A 17,503-nucleotide genomic window follows, 5' to 3' on the forward strand; every position below is an offset into this window, starting at 1 on the left:
TAACAAAATATTACCAACCCTCTGGACACGAAGAATCACTATATGATTCATTAGGGTAGATTCGGACGGGCGGCGTACCGGATCATCACGAGGGACTAGATGAACACGGTATCGGATGTGCAGCGGGAAACCGCGGCCGGCGCTTGGCTGCGGCTGAAATTTCCGAAGGTTTCGGGCCTGCACAAGGCACCCGCGAGCGACGGCAATCTTTCGGCCAAGCCGATCGTGCGGCAGACCCCGCGTGTTGAGCTGGTGCTCAAGCGATCCATTCCGCTGCTCATCATCGCGTTCCTGATGGTCATAGCCGCATCGCGCATTCTCGGCGTCATGGGCGAAAACAGCCGCATGGAAGACGCGGCACGGCAATCGACCGCGCTGATGGCCGCGACCGCCAAGGCTATATTTTCCGGCCAGGAAGCCCTGTTCAGCTCCGCCAACCGGGCTGCTGCCGAAGCGCGGCTTTCATCTTATCTATCGTCGGATCCGCAGCCGCATGGTTCCTTCACCCTTTTTGTCGATAAGTCAGGCATCATCTTCGGCGGATCCAAGGGCACCGCTTCCGCCTATATCGGTCGTCGCCTCACCTCGCTTCTGCCTGAAACCGCAACGCTTCGCCGCTTCGACGGTGTGATCGAGACCTATCTCGGCGACATGCCGCATTATGCAGCGATACAGCCGATCGGCAATGACGGGGCGCTGATCGTGTCCGCCCATTCTCTCGACATGACGAACCGCTTCCTGCGCGGCGAGATCTCGCTCAATGTAACGCTCTTCACCGGAATTTCCGCCATCCTGCTCGTCATTCTCTATGCCTATTACATGCAGGTGAAGCGGGCTCGTGACGCCGACGAGATCTTCGTGGAATCCACTCTTCGGATCGAGGCCGCCCTGTCTCGCGGACGCTGTGGGCTTTGGGATTTCGATGTCGCCAACCGCCGGCTTTTCTGGTCGGGCTCGATGTACGAAATGCTCGGCCTGCCGCCGGCCGGCAGCGTCATCTCGTTTTCCGATGCAGCAAGAATGATGCACCCGTCCGACGGCAACATCTATGCTTTGGCCCGCGCCATCGGCCGCGGCAATGCCAAGCAGGTCGATCAGGTGTTTCGCATGCGCCATGCGGCCGGGCATTATGTCTGGATGCGTGCCAGAGCGCAGGTCATCCGCAACACCTCCGGCCGTATCCATGTGATCGGCATCGCCATGGACGTGACCGAACAGCACCGTCTGGCGCAACGTTACGCCGAAGCCGATCAGCGCCTCGCCGACGCGATTGAATGCACGTCCGAGGCCTTTGTGCTGTGGGACAAGAACGACCGCCTTGTGATGTGCAATGCGCACTTCCAGCAGGCATACGGCCTGCCTGACAACGTGCTGGTGCCCGGCACCGAGCGTGCGACCGTGACTGCCGCAGCGGCGCGGCCGGTAATCGAACGTCGCGTGGCCGATGCGGACGGCAGCGGTTTTTCACGCACGACGGAAGTCCAGCTTGCCGACGAGCGCTGGCTGCAGATCAACGAGCGACGCACCCGTGATGGCGGCACGGTATCAGTCGGCACCGACATCACGCTGCTCAAGCGTCATCAGGATCGCCTGCGCCACAGCGAGCGGCGGCTGATGGCGACGATCGGAGACCTCTCCGCATCGCAGAAGACGCTGGAACACCAGAAGTCCGAACTTTCGACGGCAAATTCCAACTATCAGGCGGAAAAGGAACGCGCGGAAGCCGCCAACCAGGCGAAGTCCGAGTTCCTCGCCAATATGAGCCATGAGTTGCGCACGCCGCTCAACGCCATTCTCGGTTTCTCGGAAATCCTGATGAACGGCATGTTCGGCCCGCTCGGCTCATCCAAATACGGCGAATATTCCAAGGACATCCACGACAGCGGCAAGCACCTGCTCAACGTCATCAACGACATTCTCGACATGTCGAAGATCGAGGCCGGTCACATGCGCATCCAGTCGGAAAGGATCGATCTGGCGCCTCTGATCGAGGAGAGCCTGCGCCTGACATCGATCGCCGCGCAGGAGAAACACATCACGATCCACCAGCATTTGCCGAAGGCGCTCGACATGGTCGGCGACCGGCGTGCGCTAAAGCAGGTACTGCTCAACCTTCTGTCCAATGCGGTGAAATTCACCGACGAAGGCGGCAGGATCGAGTTGCGCGTCCGCAGGCTGGAAAAGGGCCTGATGCTGACGATCGCCGACAGCGGCATCGGCATCCCGAAGGACGCGCTCCCCAAGATCGGCCAGCCTTTCGAGCAGGTCCAGCAGAGCCAGTATGCTAAGAGCAAGGGCGGATCTGGTCTCGGGCTTGCCATCTCCCGCTCGCTGGTGGCGCTGCATGGCGGCAAGATGCGCATCCGCTCGAAGATCGGCAAGGGCACGGCAGTCTCGCTGATCATTCCCGACCGCCCCTTTGTCGAACCGCGCAAGAGGGCAGCGTAAGTTTTCAGCCAACAGCCTTTCGAAACACCTTTCGCACTTCGCCTGACAACCGTTTCACCTCTCCCTCCAGCGTGCCCAGATCCGGGCAATCTCCGGCGCGGCAGATCCGCTCTAGCAGACCGGCAGGCGCATCCTTGGCGTCGAATGGCCCGTCGACACAAAGCCGGATGATCTGTGAGAGTTCGGTGAACAGGTGCAAGGCTTGCAGGCAGGTATCGAGGTCAGCGCCGGACAAAGAGGCCATGCCGAGTGCCTTCAGCGCCTGCTGCGTCGAGAATCCGTATGTATCGATGGCCGCACCGTCTGCAGGCGCCACCAACCGCAGATATTGCGCGATGAATTCGATATCGATCAATCCGCCCGGAATGAGCTTCAGGTCCCATATGTCTTGCGGCGGCTTTTCCTGAGCGATCAGAGTGCGCATCTCGGCCACGTCGCCGGTGATCTTCTTGATATCGGGCTTGGCCGACAGGACCTCGTCGATGATCGTCCTTGCCTCCCGTCCAAGGCTTTCGTCACCGCAGACGATGCGGGCGCGGGTCAAGGCCATATGTTCCCAGGTCCAGGCATCCTCGCGCTGATATTTGCCGAAGGCGTTGATACGAGACGCGATCGGCCCCTTGTTGCCGGATGGGCGCAGGCGCAGATCGACCTCGAAAATCACGCCTTCAGCCATGGGCGCGGAAAGGGCGGCGATCAATCGCTGGGTCACTCGGGTGAAGTAGCGTTGCGCATCGAGCGGCTTCGGGCCGGTGCTTTCCTGCGCCACACTGTCATAATCGTAAAGCAGGATGAGATCGACGTCGGAACCGGCCGTCAGTTCGAACGAGCCAAGCTTGCCCATGCCCATGACGGCCACCCGACCGCCCGGATAGTGGCCATGCGCCATCTCGATCTCAGCCATGACCGCCTTCAGTGCTGCATCGATCAGAAGGTCGGCGAGATGGGTGAAGGCGCGGCCTGAATCGCCGCCGGAGATCGCTCCGGTCAGCAGCCGTATACCGATGAGGAAACGCTGTTCGGCGGCAAAGATGCGCAGCCTGTCGAGCCTGTCTTCATAATGGCGCGAGCCGGACAGGAATGTATCCAACCGCTTCGACAGGTAATCGCGCGTCGGCACTTCCGACATCAGGCCCGGATCCAGCATGCCGTCGAAGACATGCGGCTTGGAGGCGATGATATCGGCCAGACGCGGCGCGGATGCCATGATGGTGACGATGAGAGACAGAAGCGGCGGGTTGTTGCCGATCAGCGAAAACAACTGGATGCCGGCCGGCAGCGCCTTCAGAAAGCTGTCGAAGCGCAGGAGTGCCTCATCGGCCCGCCGGCTTTCGCCGAACGCCTTCAGCAGCGCCGGCATCATCTGCGTCAGCCGCTCGCGGGCTTCCACCGATTGCGTCGCGCGATAACGGCCTGAATGCCAGGTGCGGATCATCCGCGACATGTCGGCAGGTCGCTCGAAACCGAACTCCGCCAGTGTCTTCAGCGTGTCGGGATCGTCCTTCTGGCCGGTGAAGACAAGATTGCCCTCGCCGCCTGACAACCCCTCCTCCTGTTCGAAGAGACGTGAATAACGTCTCTCGACAGTCTTCAGGATGCTCTCCAGTCGAGCGGAGAAGCTGGCGACATCGGCAAAACCCAGCATGAAGGCGATGCGTTTCAATTCTGTATTGCTGTCCGGCAAACGGTGCGTCTGTTCGTCATGCACCATCTGGATACGATGCTCGACATCGCGCAGGAACCAGTAGGCCTCGGTCAGCGCCGTGGCGATCTCCGGCTTGATCCACTTCGCTTCCGCCAGCGCATGCAGCGCCGGTTCGGTCTCGCGGGTTCTCAGCGCCGGCATGCGACCACCGGCGATCAGCTGTTGCGTCTGGGCAAAAAATTCGATCTCGCGGATGCCGCCGCGGCCGAGCTTCACGTCATGCCCCTTCACCGCAATCGCACCATGCCCCTTGTGGACATGGATCTGCCGCTTGATAGAGTGAATGTCGGCAATCGCCGCGTAATCGAGATATTTGCGGAAAACGAACGGCGTCAGAAGTTTCAGGAAATTGTCGCCGGCCGCGATATCGCCGGCCACCGGCCGCGCCTTGATGTAGGCCGCGCGCTCCCAGTTCTGCCCCCTGCCCTCGTAATAGATCAGTGCCGCATCGAGCGAGACGGCAAGCGGCGTCGAACCGGGATCGGGCCGCAGCCGCAGGTCGGTGCGGAAGACATAGCCGTCTGCCGTACGCTCCTGCAGGATGCGGATCAGCCGCCGCATCATCCGGCCATAGGTTTCGGACGCGTCCAGCGGATCGGCGAGGATACCGGCCTCCGGGTCGTAAAAAACCACGATGTCGATATCGGAGGAGTAGTTGAGCTCGCGCCCGCCAAGCTTGCCCATGCCGAGCACGATCAATCCCGATCCCCGGTTCGGATCGGCGGGATCGACAAGCGTCAGCTTGCCCCCCTCATGGGCCGCCAGCAGAAGATGATCGATCGCCGACGCGACGCAGGCTTCGGCGAACTCGCTCAGCCAGCGCGTCGTCTCCTTGGCCGTAAAGATACGGGCGAGATCCGCCAGTGCCAGAATGAAGCTGAATGCACGCTTGGCAGACCGCAAGGCGGTCATTACCTCGGCTTCTGAAGGGACTTTTCCCTCTGCGGGCCGCCAAGCGTTGCGCGTCTTTTCGATCAGGGTGGAGAGTAGCGGTTCGACGGGCTGGCCGATGGCCTCGGCGACGAGTTTCGGCGTGACGCTTGCCGCATCACGCAGATAGGGAGAAAGAGAAAAAGCCGCGACCAGAAAATCCTTGAGCGCGCCCTCACCCTTGATAACCGCACTCACGGCAGGTTCGGATTTGCCGACCTCCTTGAGAACCGCCAGCGCGACCTTGGCTTCCGCCTGGCTCACTGGACGAATGACATTTTCCGCCACCTTGTCGAGCCGCTTTACGGTTTCCATCGTTGCCCTCCCTCGTTCCGACGTCTCCTCATCCCCGTGCTTGTTACGGAGATGGGGGAACACGCGCCCTCCCGTAACCTTTATGGTTTCACCACCGGAAACACCATCGTCACCGTCAAACCCGGCGTCTCCGTCTTCGTCTCTTCGGTGGCGGAAAGTTCCAGCCGGCCGCCGTGCAATTCCATCACCGCCTCGACCAGCGAAAGGCCGAGGCCCGTCCCCGGCTTGGAGCGGCTGGCATCGAGCCGGAAGAAACGCTTGGTCACCTCACCACGCTTGTCGGCGGGAACACCCGGGCCGTTGTCGCAGACCGAAAGCCTGACCTCGCCATCCTGCGCAGACAGTTTCACCTGGATTGTCGGAGCCTCACTGCCCTCACCGGCATATTTGATCGCATTGTCGAGCAGGTTGAACATCGCCTGACCGATAAGCTCGCGATTGCCGTTGACAGCAATACCGGGATTGATATCGGTGAGAAGCGAAATCCCGGCCTCCTCCGCCACCGGCTCATAAAGTTCGGCGCTATCGGCGGAGACGGCGGAAAGATCGACATTCGACATTTCGGCGGCGATCGATCCCGCTTCGACGCGAGAAATCATCAGAAGCGCATTGAAGGTGCGGATCAGCTGGTCGGATTCGGCGATGATGCCTTCGAGCGCGACCTTGCGCACCTCTTCGCGATCTTCGTCCAACGCATCGGCCGCCTTGTTGCGCAGCCTCGTCAGCGGCGTCTTCAGGTCATGGGCGATATTGTCGGAAACCTGCCGCAGACCTTCGTTCAGCTTTTCGATACGGCCGAGCATCGCATTCAGCGATCCCGAAAGACGATCGAACTCGTCGCCGGAACGCCCGACGGGAAGCCGCTGGGACAGGTCACCCGCCATGATCTTCTGGCTTGCCGCCGACATGCGGTCGATGCGCTTCAAGGCATTGCGCCCAATACCGAACCAGATGACCAACGCGCCAAGACCCATGATCGCCAGCGCCACCATCAACGCCTGTCGAACGATGTAGCGAAAACGGCTCGGATCACCCAGATCGCGGCCGATCATCACCCGCAATCCGTTGTCGATGCGCAGCACATTGGCAATGGCGAGATGGCGTCGCGAACCGCCGACCTCGGAAAAAGGCTCATATGAAAAGGGAAGATTGGTCCAGCCCTCCTGGTCGAGCACACCTGGCTGAACGGAGGAGACGTTGCCGGCGAGCATTTCGCCATTCGGTCCGGCAATCACATAGAGGTTCGCACCCGGCTGCCGGGCGCGCCGTTCCATGATCCGCAGCAGCAGGTTCACGCCGCCGCGATTATAGGAGCGCTGAATGTCGCCGACCTCCTCCTCGATCGTCTGGCGCGTCTGCTGCACCAGCGTCTTTTCGGACAGCGCCGTGACATAGATGACGAGAAACGCGGCACAGATTGCAAATAGCAGGATATAAAGCGCCGAAAGCCTCACGGCCGTCGAGCGGAACATGAGGCGGGCACGCTGGAAAATGCGCGAAAGCATTACCCCTCGTCCTTGATCATGTAACCGGCACCGCGAATGGTCTTCAGCAGCGGCTTGTCAAAGTCCTTCTCGATCTTCGACCGCAGGCGCGACACATGCACGTCGATGACATTGGTCTGCGGATCGAAGTGATAGTCCCAGACGTTTTCGAGCAGCATCGTGCGCGTCACGACCTGACCGGCATTCTTCATCAGATATTCGAGCAGGCGAAACTCGCGCGGCTGCAGCAGAACATCCTTGCCGGCACGCTTAACCTCGTGGGAAAGCCGGTCGAGTTCAAGGTCACCGACCCGGTAGACCATGTCCTGTTCGGGCGTGCCCTTGCGGCGACCGAGCACTTCGACACGCGCTAAAAGTTCGGAAAAGGCATAGGGCTTGGGCAGATAGTCGTCGCCGCCGGCGCGAAGGCCGGTTACCCGGTCATCCACCTGGCCGAGCGCCGAAAGGATCAGCACTGGCGCATTGACGCCGCGCTTCCGCAGCTCGCTGATGACGGACAGGCCGTCGCGGCGCGGCAGCATGCGGTCTATGACCATCACGTCATAGGAATTCTCCGTGCCCATGAACAGGCCGCTCTCACCGTCGCTTGCGTGATCCACGATGATGCCGGCCTCGCGAAAGGCCTTGGTCATATAGGCTGCCGCCTCTAGATCGTCTTCGATAACCAGAATCTTCATGTGCGGGACAATAGCCTCGCCAGCGTTTTTTGCACTATCGGAATTTTCTGTTTCACTGGAGGAAAACGATGGGGTCTGCATGATGGGCTCCGTTACAAGAAGAGCGCCGACGTTGCCGGCGGCGCCCCTTGATGACGTTGATCCTGCGGATGGGCCTGGAGGTGCCACCCCCGCAGGATCACTCAAATGGTGTGCCCGGCATCAGCCTTCGTTGATCGGCAGGGCGACGAAACGGCTCGTGCCATTGGCCTCGACCTGGAACAGAGCGCGAGTGCGTCCGTCCTTCTTGGCCTGCTCGAGAACCTTGCCGATATCCGTGGCGCTTTCGACCTTCCGGTTGTTGACCGAAAGGATCTTCTCGCCGTTCTTCAGGCCGCGGGCTGCAGCTTCACTGTCCGGATCGACATCCGTTACAGCCAGGCCGGAACCGTCTTCAGCCGGAGCAACTGTGATGCCGAGGCTTGCAAGTGCCTGCTCGCTCGCCGGAGCTGGATCATCCGGCTGCGTGGTTTCGGCGGATGCCGCCTCGTCGCTTGCCATGTTGCCGAGCGTCACCGGAAGGGTCTGCTGCTTGCCGTCGCGCCACAGATCGACATCGACCTTGGTGTTCGGGCCGAAGGCAGCTACGCGGCGGGCAAGATCACGGGCATCCTTGATCGGCTGACCGTTGACGGCACGGATGACGTCACCCTGCTTGATACCGGCCTTCTGGCCCGGAGAACCTTCCTGCGGGGCTACGACGAGCGCGCCGGAAGCTTCCTTGAGGCCAAGCGAGTCGGCGATGTCCTGCGTCACCGGCTGGATCTGCACGCCCAGCCAACCGCGCTCGACCTTGCCGTCCTTCATCAGGTCGGCGATCACATCCTTGGCGGTGGAGGCCGGGATGGCGAAGGCGATACCGACGTTACCGCCCGACGGCGAGAAGATGGCAGTGTTGATGCCGACGACCTGACCGTTGAGGTCGAAGGTCGGACCACCGGAGTTGCCGCGGTTCACGGCCGCATCCACCTGGATGTAATCGTCATAGGGACCGGAGCCGATGTCACGGCCACGGGCAGAGACGATACCTGCGGTCACAGTGCCGCCGAGGCCGAAGGGGTTACCGACGGCGACGACCCAGTCACCGACGCGGACCTTGCTATCGTCGGCGAAGGAGACATAGGTAAACTTGCGGCTGGTGGCATCGACCTTGAGAAGTGCGAGGTCGGTGCGGCTGTCCTTGCCGACAAGCTTGGCGTCAAGCTCCGTGCCGTCGCTCAGCACGACCGTATAGGCCTGGCCATCGGAAACGACGTGGTTGTTGGTCACGACATAACCGTCTTCGGAGATGAAGAAGCCGGACCCCTGTGCGGTCGGACGCAGGTGATGCGGACGGGCGGCGCCGGGACCACCACGATCGGCACGATCGCGATCACGCGGGCCGGCACCCGGACCGCTGGGACCACCAGGACCACCCTGGCCACCGAACTCCTTGAAGAAGCGCTTCAGCGGGTGATCATCCGGCAGCTGGTCAAAACCGCGACCGCCGAAGTTGAAGGAGAAATTGCTGTTGTCGTCGGAAACCGGCTGGGCGTCGGACTGGACGCGGACGGAGACAACGGCGGGGGAAACAGCAGATACGACATCTGCGAAGCTCGGAGCCTGCGGCGCGGTTACGGAAACCGGGGCGGCAAAGGAGGACATGACCTGGGCAGGAATGCCGGTCGAAAGCATGACGGCGGCGAGGCCTGCAACGGTCGAGGTCTTCAGCACTGTCTTGAGGGAGGGACGTCCAATGCTCATGGTGAAAGCTACCTTCTTCTCTTCGTCACTCAATCTTGGCCGGCTTGTCCGGCGTCGTTGGGATGACAGAGATATAGGCGCCGTCACCTTAACTGCAGGTGGCTAGAGCATGAAATGTTCGTAATATTTAGAAACAGGTACCCGCCCATGCGTCAGCCTGCGCGCAAGCCTACTGTCCAAGCAGTTCGTCGATCCGGGCTTTTTCCTCGGCGCTCAGGGCATCTGCAGGACGACGGCTCGGGCGGCTTCGAACGAAAACGACCAGCGCGAAAATACCGACGACCAAAAGGCCGATCGGCATGGCCCAGAGGATGATCGTCTTGGTGCTGAGCCGTGGATTTAGCAGCACGAACTCACCATAACGCGACACGACATAATCGATCACCTGGCCATCCGTATCGCCATCCGTCAGCCGCTGGCGGACGAGGACGCGTAGGTCCTTGGCAAGCTCGGCATTCGAATCGTCGATCGACTGATTCTGGCAAACCATGCAACGCAACTGCGCCGAAATCTGCCGCGCCCGGTGTTCCAGCGCCGGGTTGGACAGAACTTCGTCCGGATTGACGGCGAAAGCGGAAACGGGAGTGAGGATGAGGAAAAGAGCGAGAAGAACTTTGGAGAGTAGGCGTCGACCCTCTCCGCCCCTCATTCCTGTGCTTGTCAGAGGAATCCAGCCACGGCGCGTCCGCGTCGTGAATGAACCATCTTTTCCTAAGACGCTATCTGCGCCCAAGGACTTGGGCGCGCTGGATTCCTGTGACAAGCACAGGAATGAGGGCGAGATCCGTGAGCAGCTCATTCCGCCGGCTCCATCACAGGCTTGACGGACTTCGCCTTGCGGCTCGGCGCACCGACGCGCAGCCTGCGATCCGACAGCGACACGAAACCGCCAACCATCATGATCAGGCAACCGCCCCAGATGCAGAGGATCAACGGCTTCCACCAGATGCGCACGACGATGCCGCCGCCATCCATCGGATCACCGAGCGAGACATAAAGCTGGCTGAGCCCGAAGGTCAGGATGCCGGCTTCCGTCGTCGGCATCCGGCGAGCCGTATAGAGCCGCTTGGACGACCAGACGTCCGACACCGTAGCCCCACCGGAGCTGACCGTGAAATGACCGCGCTCTTCGGTGTAATTGGGACCTACGGCCTCTCGGAAACCGTCGAAGGTCAACGAATATCCGCCTGCTTCGACAGTCTGCCCCTGCTTCATCTCGACAACATGTTCGGTGCTGAAGGCCGACGCGGCGACGATGCCGACTACTGTCACGCCGAGGCCGAAATGGGCGAGCGCCGTGCCCCAGGCGGAGCGCGGCAGACCTTTGAGACGGCGCAGCGAGGTCATCACCGGCAGCTTGCCGAAATTGCCGCGACACCAGAGATCGGCGACCGCCCCCAGCATGCCCCAGCAGCCAAGCGCCAGACCGAAAATCGCCAGGATCGGACCGCCATTCTGCATGTACCAGAGCGTCAGTCCCACGATGAGCGCAAGGCCTGCGAAAATCCAGAGCCGCTGCATTGCGCCGAGCAGATCGGCGCGTTTCCAGGCCAGCATCGGACCTAGCGGCGCGGCGATCAGAAGCGGCAGCATCAGCAGGCCGAACGTCATGTTGAAGAACGGCGCGCCGACCGAGATCTTTTCGCCGGTCAGGGTTTCCAGTGCCAGCGGATAGAGCGTGCCGGTCAGCACGGTAGCGGTAGAAACGGTCAGGATCAGGTTGTTGAGGACGAGCGCACCTTCGCGCGAAATCGGCGCGAACAGGCCGCCGGCCTTCAGTGTCGGCGCCCGCCAGGCAAACAGCATGAATGCCCCGCCGATAAAGATCGCCAGAATGCAGAGGATGAAGATACCGCGCGACGGGTCGGTGGCGAAGGCATGGACCGAGGTCAGAACGCCGGAACGGACGAGGAAGGTACCGAGCAGCGACAGCGAGAAGGTCATGATCGCCAGAAGCACGGTCCAGATTTTCAAGGCCTCGCGCTTTTCCATCACCAGCGCCGAATGCAGCAGCGCCGTGCCGGCAAGCCATGGCATGAAGGAGGCGTTTTCGACTGGATCCCAGAACCACCAGCCGCCCCAGCCGAGTTCGTAATAAGCCCAGTAGGAGCCCATGGCGATGCCGGCGGTTAGAAACGTCCAGGCGGCGAGCGTCCAGGGACGCACCCAGCGCGCCCAGGCGGCATCGATCCGGCCTTCCATCAGGGCCGCAACCGCAAAGGAAAAGCACACCGAAAAACCGACATACCCGAGATAGAGCAGCGGCGGATGAATGGCGAGACCGAAATCCTGCAGGATCGGGTTCAGGTCCTGCCCTTCCGCCGGCGCCGGATCGAGGCGCACGAACGGATTGGAGGTGAAAAGGATGAACAGCAGAAAAGCCAGGCTTATCCAAGCCTGTACCGACAACACGTTGGCCTTCAGTGTCTCGGGAATATTACGCCCGAACACGGCAACAAGCGCGCTGAAGAACACGAGGATCAGCAGCCAGAGCATCATCGAGCCTTCGTGATTGCCCCAGACACCGGAATATTTGTAGAGCAGCGGCATTAACGAATGGGAATTCTCCCAGACGTTCTTCACCGAAAAGTCGGAAACGACATAAGCCCATGTCAGCGCTGCAAACGACAACGCGACAAGACCGAACATCACCAGCGAACCGGTGGTCGCCACCGCCATCATGTTCGCATCGCGCCGATAGACGCCGATAACCGGCAGGACCGAGACAATGATTGCTGTCGCCAGTGCCAGCACCAGCGCGAAATGACCGATTTCGACAATCATGGCGTCGTGCTCCCCACAACCTGTCCCTTCTGGTCCGGTGCTTTCTCGGCTGGAGCATCCTTGGCCGGTGCCATGCCCTTGCCCGTACCATCTTCCCAGACGCCGTCCTTCTTCAACCGGTCGGCAACTTCCTTCGGCATATAATTCTCGTCATGTTTGGCAAGAACGCTGTCGGCGACGAAAGCGTGGGTGGCGGCATCGAACGACCCTTCGGTCACAACACCCTGCCCTTCGCGAAACAGGTCGGGCAGGATGCCGGTATAACTCACCGGCACCGTTGCGTTGCCGTCCGTGACGGTAAAACTTACCGTCGATCCCTGGCCGCGCTTGACCGATCCCTGTTCCACGAGACCGCCGAGGCGGATGCGGGTTCCGGGCTGCAGATTGGCCGTCGCCAGATCCGCCGGCATGAAGAAATAGGCAACCGACTGGCTGAATGCGAACATCACGAGAAAGACGGCGATGATGATGAAGCTCATGCCGCCGCCGATCACGGCCAGCCGTTTCTGCTTGCGCGTCATTGCGTTCCTCCCGGATTTGCCACGCCTTCGGCCGACAGTCCTGTTTCCTGTGCGAGAGCAGCAAGCTGCCTGCCCTCGTTTCCGTCGGCGGGGAAATGCCCCAGCCCGGTTTTCAACGCGGCCTGCGCCTTGTCCCTGTCACCCAGCACCATGTAGGATCTTACCAGCCTCAGCCAGCCTTCAATATTGTTCGGATCAGCTTCCAACCTGGCCGCAAGGCTGTCGACCATGCCGCGGATCATCTCCTGGCGATCACCCTGCGACATGTTTTGCGCTGCCGCCACATCATCGGCGCTCGGACCGCCGAGAGTAGACGGCGCAGCAGGTGCCGCCGCGGTGCCACCGTTCTTTGCGATATGTTCGTTGATCATGCCCATCCAGGGTGCATCGGGGGGCGAAGCCTTGGCGATCGCCTCGAAGGTCGCTTTCGCGTCCGCAGCCTTTCCAGCCTGCTCCTGCGCAACGCCGACATAAAAGCGTGCCCGCACATTGCCGGGCTCAAGCCTTATCGCCTCCTCGAAGGCCGATCGGGCGTCTTCCGTGACAATGCCGTCATTGGCAACGACCAGCGTCTCGCCAAGGCCGGAAAGGCGCGCACCATTCGGCCCGATCAGCCGGATGGCGTTGCGATAGGCAAGTTCCGCGTCACCGAGCCGGGCTGTACGGAAATAGATCGGCGCGAGAATATCCCAGCCGGCACCGTCGTTCGGGTTCTGCGCCAGATGCCGTTCGGCTTTTGCCACCAGCAGCGACATGTCGTTGCCGGGGTTTTCCAAGCGCGCTTCCAGCGGCTGATCGGGCAAACCGGGGCTGCCCAGCATGATGTAAAGACAGAGCCCGATTGCGGGCGGCACGACAGTCACCACGCCGATCGCAAGCTTTCGCACAATACTTGGTTTTGAAGCGTCGCCTGCGCCTTCGCCAGACTTGGCCGCAGCCGCCAGAAGACGGCGACCGATCTCGGCGCGCGCATATTCTGCCTCCTCGGCACTGATCAGACCACCAGCGCGATCCCGATCCAGCTCCTTCATCTGGTCGCGATAAACCGCGATCTCACCAGCATTTTCGGGCGCAAGAGCCTCAGGCCGCCGGGAGAGCGGATAAAGCAGCGCTGCCGCGACGATTGCCGTCAGGAGCGCAAGAAGGATCCATAAAATCATGTTCGCCAATTACTGCAACGTCGGTGGCTTTCCAATCGATTGCCAGCCGTTGACGTGAATTTGAGAGCTCACCGCGGCCCGCAGCCGCGTCACAGGCCAAGGTCTTTAGAACGTTTCAAGACTGATGGAAATGCCTATCGACAGCCATGACCTGTATCAAATTCACGAATGCGTGGGGAATACATCCCCACCTCATCTCAATTCAGCGGCGTCCAGGTACCGTCATTATTGCGGCAGGCAGCGCCCCTTGCGACCATGTCCCGTCCCTCGATGGTGACCGTATGCCTGTATTGCCTGCAGTTCTGCGCGCCGACCTGGTAAGGAGCGTTGGCCACCACCGCACCGTTGGCATTGTCACCCTTCCACTGGACGGCCTGCCCACCGGCCGCCTCTTCCAAAGCCCTATACTCCGCTTCCAGCGCCCGCGAACGATCGCTGGACGACAGTTCGGCGCCGCTGCGCCCGACAATACCGCCCTGCAGGGCCGTAATATAGCCTGCGGATGCCGAGGGTTTTGGAGACAGCAATCCTCGCGCACCGGCCGCGGAACGCGACGTCGAAGTGCATCCGGAAACGACCGCAATTCCGCAAAGGGTCAACAGCACGGTTGAAAAGCTCGTGGGGCGCATCGCTTGCTTATGGTCTCCGACTTGCACGCTTGGCGGAAGAGTGCCGGTTCGTCATAACAGTATCTCAGACACCCCGAAGAATGTTTTCTCCGAATACGCTGATCGACACTGTTCCAGAACCCGGTCCGTCCGCCTTTCACTTCAATGATATAGCAGGCGGTGCGGGCGTCCAGAAGATATGACAGCAAGTCTTTAGCAGTTGCTCATTGGCCACAGCTTTTATCACCCGCGTCACGCCGCATCGCGCGTCATACCGGGAAGCAGCAACCGAACCCGCAAACCATCGCGCGCGCTACGGTCCAGATTGATGGTGCCGTGATATTCCGAGGCAATCTCGCTGACGATGGAAAGACCGAGACCCGCACCCGGCTTGCTTTCATCCAGCCGCTTGCCGCGCTTCAGCGCTATGACGATCTGATCCGGTTCCAGACCCGGCCCGTCATCCTCGACGATCAGCTCGACCCATGCCCTGCGGTCGGCATCACCTTCGGCACCCGGCGGTGGCGCGGCTTGCACGGCCGACACCCAGACGGCGGTCTTTGCAAACTTGGCAGCGTTTTCCAGAAGATTGCCGACCGTCTCCTCCAGATCCTGTTGTTCCAGCGCGATCGCCAGCGCCTGCGGCGCTACGGACAGATTGAACTCTGTCTCAGGGTTAAGCCTGCGCATGACGCGCACCAGCCGCTCGAGAACCGGCTCGACCTCACTGCGCGCCAGCAGTGACTCGCGTTGTGCCGCAATGCGTGCGCGGCTGAGATAGGACTGGACCTGGCTCTGCATCGCCTCTGCCTGCGAACGGACCAGATCGGACTGCACCTTCTCGCCGAGCCGCGATTCGTTGAGCATGACGGCGATCGGAGTTTTCAGCGAATGGGCGAGGTTGCCCACCTGCATGCGAGCCCGCTCGACAATGCGCCGGTTGCTTTCTATCAATGCATTGATGTCGTTGGCCAACGGCATGATTTCGCGGGGAAACTGCCCTTCCAGACGCTCCACCTCACCGCGGCGCACCCGCTCCAGCGCACGTTGCGCGCCCTTCAACGGCAGCAGGCCGTAAAGGATCGCCAGACCGTTGACGATCAGGCTGCCGATCCCGAAGACGGCAAGCGTGATATAGAGATTGCGCGAAAAGCCGCGAACGTCGTCCTCGACGACGGCCAGATTGCCGGAGACGCGAAACCGCGCCGCGCGGCCTTCGCCGTCGAGAACCACTTCCGTCTCGGCCACGAGGACATTGTTGCCGAAAGCGTCGCTGGTCCGGTAGAAACGCTCGTATCGATTGTTGAACGGCACGCTCAGAATGGTCGGCACCTTGATGTTCGATGTGCCGAGAGACGACGAGGAAAGCGGTGTCGCCGCAAATGTGCCAAGCGGCTCGATAATCCAGTACCAGCCGGTTTCAGGCTGGGAGAACCGCAAGTCGCCGAGCTGCGGATTGCCTGACAGCTTGTTGTCCTCGCCGATCGTCATCGAGTTGATGACGTTATAGAGCTGCGCGCGTAGGAGATCCGTAAAGGCCCGTTCCGACGATTGCCGATAAAGCTGCGAGATGACGATCGCGATCACCACCAACGCCACGGCCGACCATGCGGTCGCCAGAAGCAGCACGCGGGCGGTGAGTGACCGAAATCCTCCCATGCCCAGGCTCGGGGGCTGTTTCGGGATGCTATTGGGCATCGGCCGGGGCTTGCATCCGGTAGCCGAGTCCACGCACGGTTTCGATCAGATCGACACCGATCTTCTTGCGCAGTCGGCCGACAAAAACCTCGATCGTGTTGGAATCGCGGTCGAAATCCTGATCGTACATATGCTCGACCAGCTCGGTGCGCGACACCACCGTGCCCATATGGTGCATCAGATAGGACAGGAGGCGGAATTCGTGGGACGTCAGTTTCAGCGTCACGCCATCGACCGTCGCCTTCGACGCCTTGGTGTCGAGGCGCACCGGACCACAAACGATCTCGGAAGACGAATGGCCGGCGGCACGGCGGATCAGGGCGCGCACCCGCGCCAGCACTTCCTCAACGTGAAAGGGTTTTGCCACATAATCGTCGGCACCGGCATCGATACCCGCCACCTTGTCGCTCCAGCGATCACGGGCCGTCAGCATCAGAACCGGCATGCCCTTGCCGTTGGAACGCCATTTCTCGACGACGGTTATGCCGTCCATTTCCGGCAGGCCGATATCGAGGATCACTGCGTCATAGGGTTCGGTATCACCGAGAAAATGGCCTTCCTCGCCGTCGAAAGCGGTATCGACGACATAACCGGATTCCTTCAGAGCATCCGAAAGCTGTCGGTTGAGATTGACGTCGTCTTCGACCACGAGAATGCGCATTACCCGTCCCCTGCAATTAAATCTGGCACGTATCTAGCGCATCGGACCTGAAACCGCATCCGGTTTTCGAAAGCTGTGACGCGAAGACACCCGGCTTTTCTGCCTTACATCGGCACCCGGACGGTAACCTTGCGCGGCCGTTCGCTGCCGTTGCCCTGTACGAGGACGGTGACGACACAGGTCTGGCCGTCCGAGGACGGCTGGGCCGAAAGAAGCTGTCCACCGGTATCGCGAACGACGCGCGACGCGGCGGTGCCGCAGTCGCCGGCGACCAGCACGAGATAGTCCCGTGCAGTCGCAGGCTCTCCGGGCAAAGCTGCAAATGCAGTGCCGGCGGCCAAAATCGCGATGATCGGCAGTCGCGCCATGTTTACCCGTTTCCACTCAACCGACGAAAGGTCATGTCCAAAGCATGTTATGGATTATGTATCGGATGACGGCTGAATGGCAAATGAATGCTGTGTAATGCTGGCCTTCAGGAAGCCCCCGAGCCCCCTTTTCCACCGATCGAACCAGTTGCAACCAGGCGTCCGTAAAGGGCCAGAAGGCCGCCTGTCGCACCCGTCAGGGTTACCGCGATATCGGCCAGTTCCGCCTGGTCCGCGGCCCCGATCTCCAGTCCGGCCAGGTGCAACCCGGAGGCCGCGACTGCGATCAAAGCACCCCAGATCGTCTTCGACTGATACCAGTTTTTCATCATATCCATCCG

14 protein-coding genes are annotated in these 17,503 nt (G+C 61.0%); 1 reads left to right on the forward strand and 13 read right to left on the reverse strand.

The window, feature by feature from the left end:
• Nucleotides 1-99 precede the first annotated feature (99 nt).
• Nucleotides 100-2,448, forward strand: a complete 2,349-nt coding sequence (locus FHP24_RS05050; protein ID WP_139673713.1) for a PAS domain-containing sensor histidine kinase — start codon at nucleotides 100-102, stop codon at nucleotides 2,446-2,448.
• Between the two features lie 4 nt (nucleotides 2,449-2,452).
• Here FHP24_RS05050 and FHP24_RS05055 read toward each other — a convergent pair whose 3' ends face one another.
• From FHP24_RS05055 to FHP24_RS05115, 13 genes are all read right to left on the reverse strand, one after another.
• Nucleotides 2,453-5,398, reverse strand: coding sequence for a bifunctional [glutamine synthetase] adenylyltransferase/[glutamine synthetase]-adenylyl-L-tyrosine phosphorylase (locus FHP24_RS05055; protein ID WP_139673716.1), 2,946 nt, complete (start codon nucleotides 5,396-5,398; stop codon nucleotides 2,453-2,455).
• 80 nt (nucleotides 5,399-5,478) lie between these two features.
• On the reverse strand, nucleotides 5,479-6,903 hold the full coding sequence (locus FHP24_RS05060; protein ID WP_139673719.1) for a sensor histidine kinase: 1,425 nt from the start codon (nucleotides 6,901-6,903) through the stop codon (nucleotides 5,479-5,481).
• Nucleotides 6,903-7,661, reverse strand: coding sequence for a response regulator transcription factor (locus tag FHP24_RS05065; protein WP_281287392.1), 759 nt, complete (start codon nucleotides 7,659-7,661; stop codon nucleotides 6,903-6,905). Before FHP24_RS05065 ends, FHP24_RS05060 begins: the two co-directional genes overlap by 1 nt.
• A 120-nt stretch (nucleotides 7,662-7,781) precedes the next feature.
• Complete coding sequence (locus FHP24_RS05070; RefSeq protein ID WP_139673730.1) at nucleotides 7,782-9,362, reverse strand: Do family serine endopeptidase; 1,581 nt, start codon at nucleotides 9,360-9,362, stop codon at nucleotides 7,782-7,784.
• Between the two features lie 169 nt (nucleotides 9,363-9,531).
• A complete protein-coding gene (locus tag FHP24_RS05075) occupies nucleotides 9,532-10,011 on the reverse strand; it encodes a cytochrome c-type biogenesis protein (RefSeq protein ID WP_246091606.1) in 480 nt (159 codons plus the stop codon).
• 146 nt (nucleotides 10,012-10,157) lie between these two features.
• On the reverse strand, nucleotides 10,158-12,146 hold the full coding sequence (locus tag FHP24_RS05080) for a heme lyase CcmF/NrfE family subunit (RefSeq protein WP_139673739.1): 1,989 nt from the start codon (nucleotides 12,144-12,146) through the stop codon (nucleotides 10,158-10,160).
• Nucleotides 12,143-12,667: a cytochrome c maturation protein CcmE gene (gene ccmE / locus FHP24_RS05085; protein ID WP_139673746.1), complete on the reverse strand. Its 525-nt coding sequence runs from the start codon at nucleotides 12,665-12,667 to the stop codon at nucleotides 12,143-12,145. Before ccmE ends, FHP24_RS05080 begins: the two co-directional genes overlap by 4 nt.
• A complete protein-coding gene (gene ccmI / locus FHP24_RS05090; RefSeq protein ID WP_139673751.1) occupies nucleotides 12,664-13,827 on the reverse strand; it encodes a c-type cytochrome biogenesis protein CcmI in 1,164 nt (387 codons plus the stop codon). Before ccmI ends, ccmE begins: the two co-directional genes overlap by 4 nt.
• Nucleotides 13,828-14,024: 197 nt before the next feature.
• A complete protein-coding gene (locus tag FHP24_RS05095) occupies nucleotides 14,025-14,456 on the reverse strand; it encodes a hypothetical protein (protein WP_139673754.1) in 432 nt (143 codons plus the stop codon).
• 231 nt (nucleotides 14,457-14,687) lie between these two features.
• A complete protein-coding gene (locus tag FHP24_RS05100; protein ID WP_139673758.1) occupies nucleotides 14,688-16,094 on the reverse strand; it encodes an ATP-binding protein in 1,407 nt (468 codons plus the stop codon).
• Nucleotides 16,095-16,122: 28 nt separating this feature from the next.
• Nucleotides 16,123-16,794 (reverse strand): response regulator transcription factor, encoded by a 672-nt coding sequence (locus FHP24_RS05105; protein WP_139673761.1) that lies wholly within the window; start codon nucleotides 16,792-16,794, stop codon nucleotides 16,123-16,125.
• A gap of 104 nt (nucleotides 16,795-16,898) precedes the next feature.
• A complete protein-coding gene (locus tag FHP24_RS05110) occupies nucleotides 16,899-17,162 on the reverse strand; it encodes a hypothetical protein (RefSeq protein WP_139673764.1) in 264 nt (87 codons plus the stop codon).
• Between the two features lie 107 nt (nucleotides 17,163-17,269).
• Nucleotides 17,270-17,500 carry a hypothetical protein gene (locus FHP24_RS05115; protein ID WP_139673767.1) on the reverse strand — a complete coding sequence of 77 codons (231 nt, stop codon included), beginning with the start codon at nucleotides 17,498-17,500 and terminating at the stop codon, nucleotides 17,270-17,272.
• Nucleotides 17,501-17,503 lie beyond the last annotated feature (3 nt).

It is taken from the genome of Aliirhizobium smilacinae, assembly GCF_006335145.1.
In the GTDB taxonomy this organism is placed as follows: domain Bacteria; phylum Pseudomonadota; class Alphaproteobacteria; order Rhizobiales; family Rhizobiaceae; genus Neorhizobium; species Neorhizobium smilacinae.